The organism is Rhizobium sp. NZLR8 (assembly GCF_019685025.1).
GTDB lineage: Bacteria > Pseudomonadota > Alphaproteobacteria > Rhizobiales > Rhizobiaceae > Rhizobium.
In genome coordinates, this window is the sequence record NZ_JABDVY010000007.1 from 170,942 (window position 1) to 183,763 (window position 12,822).

At 59.1% G+C, this 12,822-nt stretch carries 11 protein-coding genes; 2 read left to right on the top strand and 9 right to left on the bottom strand.

The window, feature by feature from the left end; all coding sequences use genetic code 11:
• Positions 1-40 precede the first annotated feature (40 nt).
• The 3 genes from HJB89_RS17695 to HJB89_RS17710 all read right to left on the bottom strand — a co-directional run bounded on the left by HJB89_RS17695 (position 41) and on the right by HJB89_RS17710 (position 4,122).
• Positions 41-2,092 carry a choice-of-anchor Q domain-containing protein gene (locus HJB89_RS17695; protein WP_221150293.1) on the bottom strand — a complete coding sequence of 684 codons (2,052 nt, stop codon included), beginning with the start codon at positions 2,090-2,092 and terminating at the stop codon, positions 41-43.
• A gap of 1,064 nt (positions 2,093-3,156) precedes the next feature.
• Positions 3,157-3,468, bottom strand: a complete 312-nt coding sequence (locus tag HJB89_RS17705) for a hypothetical protein (protein WP_207584062.1) — start codon at positions 3,466-3,468, stop codon at positions 3,157-3,159.
• A 207-nt stretch (positions 3,469-3,675) separates the two neighbouring features.
• Positions 3,676-4,122, bottom strand: coding sequence for a DUF3597 domain-containing protein (locus HJB89_RS17710; protein ID WP_221117286.1), 447 nt, complete (start codon positions 4,120-4,122; stop codon positions 3,676-3,678).
• A gap of 602 nt (positions 4,123-4,724) precedes the next feature.
• Here HJB89_RS17710 and HJB89_RS17715 point away from each other — a divergent pair.
• Positions 4,725-5,339, top strand: a complete 615-nt coding sequence (locus HJB89_RS17715; RefSeq protein ID WP_207584064.1) for a hypothetical protein — start codon at positions 4,725-4,727, stop codon at positions 5,337-5,339.
• A gap of 62 nt (positions 5,340-5,401) precedes the next feature.
• Here HJB89_RS17715 and HJB89_RS17720 read toward each other — a convergent pair whose 3' ends face one another.
• The 4 genes from HJB89_RS17720 to HJB89_RS17735 form a co-directional block, all read right to left on the bottom strand.
• Positions 5,402-6,175 (bottom strand): amino acid ABC transporter ATP-binding protein, encoded by a 774-nt coding sequence (locus HJB89_RS17720; protein ID WP_003579010.1) that lies wholly within the window; start codon positions 6,173-6,175, stop codon positions 5,402-5,404.
• An 18-nt stretch (positions 6,176-6,193) separates the two neighbouring features.
• Positions 6,194-7,348: an amino acid ABC transporter permease gene (locus HJB89_RS17725; protein WP_207584065.1), complete on the bottom strand. Its 1,155-nt coding sequence runs from the start codon at positions 7,346-7,348 to the stop codon at positions 6,194-6,196.
• 1 nt (position 7,349) lies between these two features.
• A complete protein-coding gene (locus HJB89_RS17730; RefSeq protein WP_221117283.1) occupies positions 7,350-8,552 on the bottom strand; it encodes an amino acid ABC transporter permease in 1,203 nt (400 codons plus the stop codon).
• A gap of 102 nt (positions 8,553-8,654) precedes the next feature.
• Positions 8,655-9,680, bottom strand: coding sequence for an amino acid ABC transporter substrate-binding protein (locus tag HJB89_RS17735; RefSeq protein WP_207584067.1), 1,026 nt, complete (start codon positions 9,678-9,680; stop codon positions 8,655-8,657).
• Positions 9,681-10,037: 357 nt separating this feature from the next.
• Between HJB89_RS17735 and HJB89_RS17740 the strand changes: the two genes are divergently transcribed.
• The gene (locus tag HJB89_RS17740; RefSeq protein ID WP_221133037.1) at positions 10,038-11,228 is read left to right on the top strand and encodes a cystathionine beta-lyase; all 1,191 of its coding nucleotides are present in this window, start codon (positions 10,038-10,040) and stop codon (positions 11,226-11,228) included.
• 33 nt (positions 11,229-11,261) lie between these two features.
• On the opposite strand, the gene HJB89_RS17745 is transcribed toward HJB89_RS17740, so the two are convergent.
• Both HJB89_RS17745 and HJB89_RS17750 read right to left on the bottom strand, forming a co-directional pair.
• Positions 11,262-12,416, bottom strand: coding sequence for an FAD-dependent monooxygenase (locus HJB89_RS17745; protein ID WP_221133038.1), 1,155 nt, complete (start codon positions 12,414-12,416; stop codon positions 11,262-11,264).
• Positions 12,417-12,439: 23 nt separating this feature from the next.
• Complete coding sequence (locus tag HJB89_RS17750) at positions 12,440-12,685, bottom strand: zinc-finger domain-containing protein (protein WP_207584070.1); 246 nt, start codon at positions 12,683-12,685, stop codon at positions 12,440-12,442.
• Between the last annotated feature and the right edge of the window lie 137 nt (positions 12,686-12,822).

Here is a 12,822-nt window from a genome sequence, read left to right on the forward strand (position 1 = left end):
GATCGTTGCGGCGACCGGATGGCCGCCGCAATGGGTATAGTTACAGGATTAGATCGCCTGCCCCCAGGTGGACGAGGCCCTGCAGCTGAATCTCGAAGTCATGAACGCCGTCGCCGTTCAGGTCGGCCTGGATAACGGTATGATCGTTCGCGGATCCGGCCTGGTCGTCATAGTGCCAAGCGAGCGCGCCGGCCTTGTGATCGAACAAGGCATTCTCCTGTGCCTGGAAATGGAAGGTGCCATCGCCTTGCGCAGAGCCATTCGCATCGATCGCCGAGATGTCGATCTTATCGACGCCGTGCTGGAAGTCGGTGATGACGTCGCGGTTCAAGCCGGACCCGGTTTCCGTCGGTGCCTTCAAGATAAACGTATCCGCGCCGGTGCCACCGGTCATGATGTCCTTCCCGGCACCGCCAATGATGAAATCATTGCCGGCGCCGCCGTCCAGCTTGTCCGCGCCGGCCCCACCATTGAGAACGTTGCCGCCGCCATTGCCGCCGGTCAGCACGTCGTCGTAGCTCGAGCCAGTCACGTTTTCGATGCTGACGAGCTTGTCACCGGTTGCCTGCCCGCCCGATGCGGCCCAGGTCGTCAAGTTGACGTGGACCGCGTCGGAGCCCGCATAGCTGGCCGTGTCGTTGCCACTACCGCCGTCGAGCACGTCCGCGCCGGCGCCGCCCTTCACCACGTCATTACCGGCGAGAGCCTTGAAGGTTTCGTTGCCGCCGTTGGACTGACCGTTGTGTGGCATGATGTCGTTGCCGTCGGTGCCGAGGTATTCCTTCGTCGACGTGGTCGGAGTTGTCGGTTGCGTCGGCGTGGGTGTTGGCGTCGGCGTGGGGGTTGGCGTCGGCGTCGGCGTGGGGGTTGGCGTCGGCGTGGGGGTTGGCGTTCCCGGTGCCGCGCTGGAGCCCGATTCGTAGGCCCCTATATCGACAGTTCCAACGACACGAGCGTGGCCGTCCAGATCGACCGAGCCGACGCCGTACTTGATGGTTCCGCCGTCGATCGCCGACGAGCCGGAGCCGAGGTGGAAGTTGTCGCTCGCTGCTCCCGCGAATTTCGGGTCGACGCCGAGCTTGTTGCCGTTCGCCGTGCTCGGCATCGCGTTGCCGCCGTCGGTCTTGACCGATGCCTGGCCGGCCGTGCCGTTGTAGGTGATGTTGTTGGCCCAGACGACGTTGTTGTTGGCGCCGCTGGTAGACGTGTTATCGATCGCAGTGTTGTTCTTGTTCACCGATGGGTCCGCAACGGCGATGTTGTTGACCCAGGTGTTGTTGTTCGACGCCGAGTTGCTGAGCTCGCCGCGCCAGGTGCCGGTGTTCGCCGAGTCCTGATTGTTGTGGTATGCGGTGTTGTTCTGCACCGTGACGGAGTCGCTCCAGGTAACCTGGACGCCTTTGCCGCCGTTATTGTAGACGAGGTTGTTGTCGACCAGGGTCTTGAATGTGTAGTTCGGATGACCGCTCGACTGCGTGCTCTGGAAATCGTCGATGATGATGCCGTTGCCATCGGTGTGCGCACCCGCCTTCGTGACGTTGTCGTGCGAGATATTGTTCCGCACGATCGTCCGGTAGCCGTCCGTCGAGGTATCGCCCGTAATGTTCCGGTTCTCGTAGATCGAGATGCCCGAGTACCAGCCCGACGACGCGTTATTGTAGGTCTCGTTCCCTTCGACGCGGATGAAGTCCGATTGGTTGAACTGAATGCCCGACTCCCCGCTGTCATGGACAGTATTGTTGAGGATTTGGATGTGGTGGACGTTGTTCGCTTCGATGCCGTCGCCGGTGCCGCCCTTGATGTCGAAGCCGTTGATGACCACGTAATTGCCGTTGACACTGATCCCGGTGTAGGAGCCCGCTGGTGGCCGGATTAGTGCTGCGCCGGGCACTTCCGAGCGAAGCGTGATGTTGCCTGCCGCCGAGCCGTCCTTGTCGATGTTAATGCTCTCGTTGTAGGTCCCGGGCTTCACCACGACCTCGTCGCCAGGCTTAAGGTTCGACGCCATCGCGTCGCTGATCGTACGGAAAGGAGAGGAGGTACTGCCGTTACCGCTGTTGCTGCCAGTCGTCGCTACGTAGTATGTTGTCATGGTCTTGTTCCTCAACCCCTGCCCGTTAATATTTTGGGTTAATCCAGCGTTACGGCGGCAGGTTATAGTGTGACAATTTTGAGGGTGCAACAGCAATGCGACAGTAAGTGCTTGAGAAGAATAGCCTTATTGCTGCCACATTATCTTAATCACTCCGATGTTACGTTTTGAAATATTTGCAGAATTTCGAGTCGCCCAAATTGGGGCAATATAAATGTCTCGCTTTCCGAGAATTATTCTTTCTGCAACTACAGCGACATGCGTCCATTGAAAACTTTAAGAAAACCTGATGGCGTGACTGGATTCCTCTCGCCAAAGGCGGAATCGACATTTTTTCTGAATTTAGCAATTTTTTGCAGTGTCACCCTGCTAATTGGTACTGATCGAGATGGTAATTGTGGGCGTGACCGTCGAATCGGCTGCACCTCGAACTTCACAATCAGCCCCCCATCAAACGGATCGGCGATAAGACAATGCCGTCGTTTTCTGAGCCCGATACAGCGATCCCCAGGTACTCGGACGCCGCTGCAGGCATGCCGCAAAGAACCGCCTACTACTCACTCGAGCGGGGCTAAACCACGGCCCAGTCATCCGCAGAGCAGCCGATCTCTTTGGAGCGACCGTCAACATTGCAGCACGAATCGCAGCGCTTGCATCACCCGGTCAATTGCTCGCCACTCAACTCATTGCCGAAGCGGCTGGCACGAGAGGGATCCGGGTGCGAGACCTCGAACGGTGGCGCTTAGACCGGTGGCGGGGAAGTCCCTCTCTATATAATCGAGCTTGCTCCGTCGGCCGACCCGGCTTGGATCAATCCGGTGTGCAAGATCCATGCAGCATATTCATTTTATATAAGGGCCGCCCCGCAGGGTCCCTGGTTTGCTCGCCGCGTTGTAAAGAAGCATATCGACGGTCGCAGCAAACCTATGAGTTGCCCCTCGCGGCAGCGGCTCGATCTGGAAACTCATCGGATTTGTGGGCAGGCGTAGTCGATAAGACCCCCGCAATACGGTGGGGTTTATACCTTTGAATTTCTATCGCGGATCTGCGCTGCTCGGATCTTCTCAGCGATCCAAGAAATGCTCGAAGTAAACATGGGGAATGGGGTAAGCGTAGACGCCTCTATCGACGAAGCCGTGCCTGTAGAGGCAGTTTCTGAGCGCTGCGTTGTAAGGCAGGCTTTGTGGATCCGGCGAGCCGCGCCGCCATGAGCCTGCCTCCGGCACGCACCACCGAAGCACCTTGTCGTAGCGAGCCAGCAGGACCGGGTCGGTATCGACGCGAATGCCGCTGTAGGATTGATAGTTTGAAGGAGATTCCGCGGCAGAAATAAAACTCAAGCTAAGCGCAACGCCAACGACCGCCATCAATCTCATTGGATTTCATTCTCCCCTGATCGATAATCGAAGTAATCGAGAAGAACGTTATTGGTTCCAATGCCTTCCGGCAAGGGGACTCATCGGCGGTTGGCCCCGGCTTGCCGACGCTCCAAGAACAGGTGAGCATCCATCGCCAAGCGCCGGCGGTCGGATAGCCGCCGCCGCAACGTGGCGGCAGCTATCGGTCACTGATCAATCGAGGGATCAATCCAGGAGATCGGCCGGTACTTTGCCGCCATTTTCCGAGAGCCGCTTCATCAGCGCCTTGTGCAGCCACATATTCATTTTTGCGGAATCACCGCTGTCGCCGGTATAGCCAAGTTCGGTGGCAAGTTCCTTGCGCTCGGCTAGGCTTGCATCCATCCCGACGGCTTTCATCAAATCCACGATCGAGTGGCGCCAATCGAGTTTCTGGCCGCTCTTTTTCACGGCCGCATCGAGGATAGGGACGATATCGACTGTGGCTGTGGCGGGGGCTGTGGTTGAAGCCGGCTTGCTCTGAGCGGGAGAGGCGGCAGGTGCCGGACTGGGCGCTGCCGACGGCGAGACAGGAGCCTGCGCGGGCTGCGTCTTTGGCGCGCTTGATGCAACGGGTTCGGCTGCTTTCGATTCTCCGAAGATTGCATGTTTGATCTTGTCGAAAATGCCCATTCTTGAACCTCCAGTTCCATTAGATGAGAACATGCTGAAACATGGACTTCCTGCCTGATATATCCAGACGGAAGCGAGTTATTTTTCGTCGCCTCAATCAATGGTGGAGAGTCCAGTTCTAAAGCGCGTCGCGATCTTTCGGATTCGCTGCTTGCGCTCTAGCTCTTTGTTTTTACGTATATCGTTGCCGCAAAACCGCTGCACACTTTTGCGCGACATGCTTTAAAGTGCAGCCGATCTGCAAAAGGCTGCGGATGAATCAATCGCCGCCAATCGCATCGAGAGCCGAGCTTTGCTTGCCGGCTCTGAAGGTTCCTTACGCAGCCGGGAAGGAAATACTCGGCCGTCGCTCTAGTCACGGCAAGACATGTTCGCTTTCGGCACAGTCGGGGTTGGTAATTCGTATTTCAATAACCGTGAAAGATCATTGCACGCCGCCGAGCCGACTTGCCGCGCCCTGTCGTGAAACATTCGTCATCCCTTCACGTTGCCTTGCCATGGATGTCCTGCAGGTTGCAGGCGTCCAGACGATCGAAGGTACGCGCGTTCCTCGATTTTCGGTTGCCGGGCAGATCGCTCGGCGAATGGAAACGGAGGAAAACATGACCCATAACCACAATAGACTATCCCTGGCGGTGCTTGCATCCACCTGCGCCCTGCTTGCCATGCCGGCAAGCGATGCACACGCTATCGACGTCGGCGTATCGGTGAATGCAGGCAATGCCGTCAGCGCCGACGTCGGGGCATCGCTTGGCGGCGGCAGCGGCGTCAGTGCCGATGCCAATGCTTCCGTCGGCGGTTCGAGGGGCGTCAATGCCGATGCGACCGCCAATGTCGGCGGCCGTAATGGTCTCGATGCGACCGCCAATGCCAGGCTCGGCGGCGGGCGCGGCGTCAATGCCGATCTCAATGCACGCATCGGCGGTTCCGATGGGCTTGATACCGAGACCACCGCCTCGGTCAGGCGCGGCCGCGGCGTTGATGCCGATCTTGCCGTCGGCAGGGCAGGCGGCAGCAACAGGTCCGCAGCTGGGGAGACCCTCAGTGCATCGCAGGCCCGCACTCTGGAGGCCTTCCTGGCAAGACCGGTCAATGAACAGCGCAAGATGCTGGTCCGTTGCGCTGATATTTCCTCCCCGGGCGGCGTTGCTTCAGGCGGCTCTGATTCCGGTCTTGCCGGCCTCTGTAGCCTGCTGCAGGCGTCAGCCTCGCGCTGAACGTGAAAGACCCGCCAAACCGAAAGGCGAGGCGGGTCTTTGAAAAGTCTCAGCGCCTAAGCTTAATGCAGGATCTGGCTGAGGAACAGTTTGGTGCGTTCGTGCTGCGGATTGTCGAAGAACTCGGCCGGCGAATTCTGCTCGACGATCTGGCCCTGGTCCATGAAGATGACGCGGTTGGCGACCTGGCGGGCAAAGCCCATTTCATGGGTCACGCAGAGCATGGTCATGCCTTCCTCGGCAAGACCCACCATGGTGTCGAGCACTTCCTTGATCATTTCAGGATCGAGCGCCGAGGTCGGCTCGTCGAACAGCATGATCTTCGGGTTCATGCACAGCGACCTGGCGATCGCCACGCGCTGTTGCTGGCCGCCGGAAAGCTGTCCCGGATACTTGTTGGCCTGCTCGGGGATCTTGACGCGCTTCAGAAAGTGCATGGCGACCTCTTCCGCCTGCTTCTTCGGCATTTTGCGCACCCAGATCGGCGCCAAAGTGCAGTTTTCGAGGATCGTCAGGTGCGGGAAGAGGTTGAAGTGCTGGAACACCATGCCGACTTCGCGCCGGACCTCGTCGATCTTTTTCAGGTCGTTGGTGAGTTCTGTGCCGTCGACGATAATGCGGCCCTTCTGATGCTCTTCCAGGCGGTTGATGCAGCGGATCATCGTCGACTTGCCGGAACCCGACGGGCCGGCGATGACGATGCGCTCGCCGCGCATGACCTTGAGGTTGATGTCGCGCAGCACGTGGAAATCGCCGTACCACTTGTTCATATTGACGATATCGACCGCCACTTCCGTTGCGGAAACGGTGAGCTTTTTCGCTGGAGCTTCAGCCATGACTATTTTCCCTCATTCTTATCGTTTGTGGCCGGTATCGAGATGGCGTTCCATGAAGCCTGAATAGCGCGACATGCCGAAGCAGAACAGCCAGAAGACGAAGCCCGCGAAGATCAGACCCGTGATCGGCGTGACGGCGCTCGCCCAGTTGGCATCGGAGAAGTTCTGCTTGACGATACCGAGCAGATCGAACATGCCGATAATGGTGACCAGCGAAGTGTCTTTGAACGTTCCGATGAAGGTGTTCACGATGCTCGGGATCACCAGCTTGATGGCCTGCGGCATGATGATCAGCCGGGTCTTTTGCCAATAGCCGAGGCCAAGCGAATCTGCGCCTTCGAACTGTCCCTTGGGGATCGCCTGAAGGCCGCCGCGGATCACTTCCGCCATATAGGCAGACGTGAAAATTGAAACGCCGATCACCGCCCGCAGGAGTTTGTCCACGTTCCAGCCGGTTGGAAGGAAAAGCGGCAACATCACGCTTGCCATGAACAGAACGGTGATCAGCGGAACGCCTCGAATGACCTCGATGAAAGTAACGCAGAGCATGCGGATGACGGGCATCTTCGAGCGGCGTCCCAGCGCAAGCAGAATGCCGCAGGGTAAGGAAACGGCAATACCGACAAAGGACAGGACGAGCGTGACCATCAACCCGCCCCAGAGCGGAGTCTCCACCACTTCGAGGCCGTACCCCCCGTGAAGAAGCCAGAAGGCGATGATCGGCAGGGCGGCGAACAGAAGAATGGCGTTCAGGCCCTTGCGCGGTGCCGAAGGGATAAGCATCGGAACAAGAAGCAGAATGAAGAGGATCCCGACGATCGCCGGTCTCCAACGCTCACTGAGCGGATAGCGGCCGAAGATAAACTGGTCGTACTTGGCGCTGACGAAGGCCCAGCATGCGCCACTCCAGCCGTCAGGTTGGATGCCGCCCTGGACCGTCGTCGCGCAGAATGTGCGGTCCGGCCCGGACCATACGGCCTGGATGAACAGCCAGTTGACGAGATGCGGTACGGCCCATGCGATCAGCGCAAGAGCCAGGATCGTCAGGACCACGTCCTTCGGGGTAGCAAGGAGATTACGGCGTATCCAGGCGCCGGCGCCCCTTTCTCCGCGCGGAGGCGGCTCGGCGGCCAGGATTGACGTTCTGACGAAGGGTTTATCGGTGATCGACATTTTATCTCTCCACCAGTGCCATCTTGGCATTGAACCAATTCATGAACAGCGACGTGAGAATGCTCAAGCTGAGATAGACGATAGCCCAGATGCAAACGATCTCGATCGCTTGACCGCTCTGGTTGAGGATCGTGCCGCCGACGGCAACAAGATCCGAAAAGCCGATCGCGATGGCGAGTGAGGAGTTCTTGGTCAGGTTCAAATACTGGCTGGTCAGCGGCGGGATGATGATACGCAGTGCCTGCGGTACCACGACAAGTCTCGTCACGCTCGATGGATGCAGCCCCAGCGCGCCGGCTGCCTCGGATTGCCCCTTTGGAACGCCGCGAATGCCGCCGCGGACGATCTCGGCAATGAACGAGGCGGTATAAAAGGACAGAGCGAGAAACAGCGACATGAATTCGGGGCCGACGACGGAGCCGCCCGTCAGGTTGAACTTTCCAGCGACGGGAAAGTCGAAGCTTAGCGGAAAACCTGAGACAACGAAGACCAGCAATGGCAAGCCGACGATCAGCGCGATCGACACCCATACCGTGTGGAACGGCTGGCCGGTTGCCGCCTGGCGCTTATGAGCCCAGCGCGCCATGACGATGGCGACAACAATCCCGATCACCAGGGCGATCCCGACCGCAATCATGCCTGTCTCGAAGATCGGCTTCGGGAAGGCTAGTCCTCTGTTGTTGAGGAACATGCTGAATGGCAGACCCACCGACTCGCGCGGCTGTGGCAAGACGGAGAGTACGCCAAGATACCAGAAAAAGATGACGAGCAGCGGCGGAATGTTGCGGAAGATTTCGACATAGACCGTGCAGAGCTTGGCAATCAGCCAGTTGTGCGACAGCCGGCCGATCCCGATCAGGAAGCCAATGATGGTCGCCGTGAATATGCCGGTCACCGCCACCAGCAAGGTATTCAGAATGCCGACGACAAGTGCGCGCGCATAGGTCGAGTCGCTCGAAAAGCTGATCAGCGACTGGCCGATTTCGAAACCGGCGCGACCGCGAAGAAAGCCGAAGCCCGATGCTGTATTGCTGCGGGCAAGGTTTACGGCCGTGTTGTGGGCCACCCACCACACAAACGCCACGAGGACAACGATTGTCAGAACCTGGAAAAATATGCTCCGGTATTTCGGGTCGTACATTGCCGACCGGAAAGTCCAGCCGGTGCCATGCAAAGGTGTCGTATCCACAGCCCCATGCGTCATGCCGCGCCAATCCCCTTGTGCCCGTTTTCGGGCTTTCTTTTTGCTTTTTGGAAGATGGGAGGGCGGCTTGGCCGCCATCCCGGATTTTATGCCAGAGTTCGATTAACGAACCGGCGGCGCGTACTGGATGCCGCCCTTGTTCCAGAGAGCATTCAAACCGCGTGCGATCTTGAGCGGGCTACCCTGGCCGATGTTGCGCTCGAAGATTTCGCCATAGTTGCCGACGCCCTTGATGACGTTGTAGGCCCACTCATTGGTCAGGCCGAGATCGGTGCCGATCTTGGTATCGGCCTCGCTGCCGAGAAAGCGCTTGATGTCAGGGTTCGGCGAATTCTTCATCTCGTCGACATTTGCCTGGGTGATGCCGAACTCTTCGGCATTGATCAGCGCATAAGCCGTCCAGGAAACGATATCGAACCACTGATCGTCGCCCTGACGGACGGCCGGGCCAAGCGGCTCCTTCGAGATGATCTCAGGAAGAATGACATGTTCGTCGGGATTCTTCAGCGTCAGACGCAATGAATAGAGACCGGATTGGTCGGTCGTGTAAACGTCGCAACGACCGGAGTCGTAAGCCGCGTTGACCTCAGGAAGATTTTCGAAGACGACCGGATTGTACTGCAGATTGTTCGTCTTGAAGTAATCGGCGAGGTTCAGTTCCGTGGTCGTGCCCGACTGCACGCAGATTGCGGCGCCGGAAAGTTCCAGCGCCGACTTCACGTTCAGGCTCTTGCGCACCATGAAGCCCTGACCGTCATAATAGGTGACAGGACGGAAATTGAAGCCGAGCGCTGTGTCGCGATTGATCGTCCAGGTCGTATTGCGCGAGAGAACGTCGATTTCGCCGGACTGCAGAGCCGTGAAGCGCTCCTTCGCATTTGTCGGCGTGTACTTGACCTTGGTGGGGTCGCCGAAGACGGCCGAAGCGACGGCCTTGCAGAAGTCGACGTCGAAGCCAGCCCAATTGCCGGAAGCGTCAGGTGCGGCAAAGCCGGTAAGGCCGGTATTGACACCGCACTGAACGAAACCCTTAGCCTTTACATCGGTGAGTGTCGTGGCCGAGGCAGCCGAGGCGCCAAGAGCGAAAACTGCTGCGCCGAGAGCGGCGGACAGAAGCTTGTTCTTCATTTTTCCCAACCTTTTCCGTTGTCTTATATTTTCTTGTGGGGGAGTTCCGGCGGAAAAACCTGCCGCCCCCATTGTCTCGACACCCTCCCGGCGCGAGTGCCCTATCACAGTCGCAAATGTCACCATGGTCAAGTGTCGCCATCAATAATTGCGGCAAAATTCGGAATTTTGGCAGATTGCGCCGCATTCGCGGGCGATTGACTATGAAATAGGCGTCCGGTTGCGGAAAAATAACGCGAAATTCGGAAAATCCATCATTCCCGAGGGCGCCCGCAACCGGTCGTCTAGGGGTTGACCGGACACGGCGGGGCGTCCAAAAGTCTGGTTTCGTGCCCCTCGCCAAAGGCTATTTACGAGATGAAAGACAAAGACAGCTTGCTGCAGAATGCCGGCATCAACACCCGACTGACCCATATCGGCAACGACCCCTTCGACTATCACGGTTTCGTCAATCCGCCGGTCGTGCACGCCTCGACAGTGTTGTTCCCGAATGCGCGGACGATGGAGACGCGCGCGCAGAAATATACCTACGGAACGCGCGGCACCCCGACGACGGACGCGCTCTGCGAAGCGATCGACGCACTCGAAGGCTCGGCCGGCACGATCCTCGTTCCCTCGGGTCTTGCGGCCGTCACCATTCCGTTCCTGGGTTTCGTCGCTGCCGGCGACCATGCGCTCGTCGTCGATTCGGTCTACGGACCGACGCGCCATTTCTGCGACACGATGTTGAAGCGTCTTGGCGTCGAGGTGGAATATTACGATCCGGCGATCGGCGCCGGCATCGAGGGCCTGTTCCGGCCGAACACCAAGCTCGTTCACACCGAAGCTCCCGGCTCCAACACCTTTGAGATGCAGGATATTCCGGCAATCTCGGCGGTTGCGCACCGCCACGGCGCCGTCGTCATGATGGACAATACCTGGGCGACGCCGCTCTATTTCCGACCGCTCGATCATGGCGTCGACATCTCAATCCACGCATCGACGAAATATCCGTCCGGCCATTCCGATATCCTGCTCGGAACGGTGTCGGCCAATGCCGAACACTGGGAGCGGCTGAAGGAAGCAAACGGTGTGCTCGGCATCTGCGGCGCACCCGATGACGCCTACCAGATTCTGCGCGGATTGCGTACCATGGGCCTGCGCCTCGAGCGGCACTATGAAAGCGCGCTTGATATTGCAGAATGGCTGGAGGGCAGGGAGGACGTCGCCCGCGTGCTGCATCCGGCCCTGCCGAGCTTTCCCTCTCACCATCTCTGGAAGCGCGATTTCAAGGGCGCCAGCGGCATCTTTTCCTTCGTGCTTGCCGCGGATGGTCCCGAGAAATCTAGAGCAAAAGCGCATGCCTTCCTCGATGCGCTGAGGATTTTCGGCCTCGGCTATTCCTGGGGCGGCTATGAGAGCCTCGCTTTGCACGCCTATCTCAACGACCGCACGGTCGCCAAGGCTCCGACCGACGGTGCGGTCATCCGCCTGCAGATCGGCATCGAGGATGTGGTTGACCTCAAGGCTGATATCGAACGGGGCTTTGCGGCGGCAAGCGCGGTTTGAGCGATACCGGGCGCTGGCCCGGCTTGCGGCGTTTTATGGTAGGCCCAGAGCGCGATAGCCGTAGATCCAGTCGAGATCCGCCGCCAGGCTTTGCGGCGGCTTGAGGCCGAGCACGAGATCGCGGCCGATCCGGATCGGCCCTTTCGCATGATAGGCAAACCGGTTGAAGGCGCCGCGCTGGCGAAGCTTGGCAATGCGTGGCGCTCGATGTCTTTCGAAGAGCAATAGGGCCTCCGCCACCGGACGGTTGGAAAGAAATGCGGCAAGTTCGTAGGCGTCTTCGATCGCCATGGCCGCTCCCTGTGCGGCAAACGGCATCATCGCATGCGCGGCGTCGCCGATCAGCACAGTCTTGCGGCCATCCTGCCACGCACCAGCGCTGGTCTCGAACAGCGGCCAGAAGGTCAGCGTCCGGTGTTGTTCGAGCAGCGAGACGATCGCGGCGTTCCAGCCGGAAAAGCGGCTCCTGAGCTGGGCACGCTGCTCGGCCGTCGGTTCGCTTTGCCAGGCCTGCGGTGCGCTATTGCCGGCGGTGATCGCCACCATGTTGAAGCTGCCGGTCTCCCTTAAGGGGTAACAGACGAGATGCGCCGAACCGCCGAGAAACGCCGAAACGCTTGTCCGGTCGAGGAAACCGGGCGCCGCATCCTCGGCAATGGTAAAGCGGTAGGCGATATTGCCGGAAAAGTGCGGTGAGGGGCTGCCCTGAACGGATTGCCGGAGCTTCGACCAGACGCCGTCGGCGCCGATGACGACATCGGCGTCGCGCTCGAAAGGCGGCAGCGTCGCGTCCATCCGGACGCCGAGGTGAAGCCGGCAGAGCGGATCGGCCTCGACCGCAGCGAGAAGCGCTTTCTGCAATGTGCTGCGATGCAGGACACCATAGGGAGCGCCCCAGCGTTGCCGCACGAATTTGCCTGCTGGCACAGCTGCGAGCTGGCGCAGCGAACTGCCGGATATTAGCCGGATTGCCTCAGGCTCGAGCCAGGCCTTTGACAGCCCTTCAAGGATACCGAGTTCGGCAAGGATGCGGGAGGCGTTCGGCGAAACCTGCAATCCGGCGCCGATGTCGGCAAGTTCGCCTGCCTGCTCGAAGATGTCAGAGCTGATGTCCCGGCGCGAAAGCGAAAGCGCAGCGGTCAGCCCTGATATCCCGGCGCCGATGATGGCAGCATGTTCGACCGGCATTATCCGTCCGATCCGTCCGGCGGTTAGGCCGCCTTCACGTGGAAAACGCAGCCGGCCGGATTGGTCTGGCTGGACTTGAGCGCGGAATTGAAGCGATAGAGAGTCGAGCAGTAGGAACAGACCTTCTCGTTATCGTCACCCATGTCGATGAAGATATGCGGATGGTCGAACGGGGCCGAAGCGCCGGTGCACATGAATTCCTTGACGCCGACTTCGATAACCCGGTGACCGCCGTCGTTCTGGAAGTGGGGAATGTTGTGACCGGCCATATCGCTCTCCGAATGCTTTGAAATGTGCGCGGACCTTATAAGCCTTCGCCGCAAATGTGTAGAGCCAAAGCGCCGCGCCAGGCACAGTTTTTGGCCACAGTTTTTGGCTTCACGATGAAAGATCGCTCGACTATGGT

What these genes read in the sequence shown, in the direction of transcription:
- HJB89_RS17740 (WP_221133037.1), top strand. Translation starts at nt 10,038, where the DNA reads ATGAAAGACAAAGACAGCTTGCTGCAGAATGCCGGCATCAACACCCGA.
- HJB89_RS17720 (WP_003579010.1), bottom strand. Translation starts at nt 6,175, where the DNA reads ATGGCTGAAGCTCCAGCGAAAAAGCTCACCGTTTCCGCAACGGAAGTG.
- HJB89_RS17730 (WP_221117283.1), bottom strand. Translation starts at nt 8,552, where the DNA reads ATGACGCATGGGGCTGTGGATACGACACCTTTGCATGGCACCGGCTGG.
- HJB89_RS17705 (WP_207584062.1), bottom strand. Translation starts at nt 3,468, where the DNA reads ATGAGATTGATGGCGGTCGTTGGCGTTGCGCTTAGCTTGAGTTTTATT.
- HJB89_RS17725 (WP_207584065.1), bottom strand. Translation starts at nt 7,348, where the DNA reads ATGTCGATCACCGATAAACCCTTCGTCAGAACGTCAATCCTGGCCGCC.
- HJB89_RS17745 (WP_221133038.1), bottom strand. Translation starts at nt 12,416, where the DNA reads ATGCCGGTCGAACATGCTGCCATCATCGGCGCCGGGATATCAGGGCTG.
- HJB89_RS17715 (WP_207584064.1), top strand. Translation starts at nt 4,725, where the DNA reads ATGACCCATAACCACAATAGACTATCCCTGGCGGTGCTTGCATCCACC.
- HJB89_RS17735 (WP_207584067.1), bottom strand. Translation starts at nt 9,680, where the DNA reads ATGAAGAACAAGCTTCTGTCCGCCGCTCTCGGCGCAGCAGTTTTCGCT.
- HJB89_RS17750 (WP_207584070.1), bottom strand. Translation starts at nt 12,685, where the DNA reads ATGGCCGGTCACAACATTCCCCACTTCCAGAACGACGGCGGTCACCGG.
- HJB89_RS17710 (WP_221117286.1), bottom strand. Translation starts at nt 4,122, where the DNA reads ATGGGCATTTTCGACAAGATCAAACATGCAATCTTCGGAGAATCGAAA.
- HJB89_RS17695 (WP_221150293.1), bottom strand. Translation starts at nt 2,092, where the DNA reads ATGACAACATACTACGTAGCGACGACTGGCAGCAACAGCGGTAACGGC.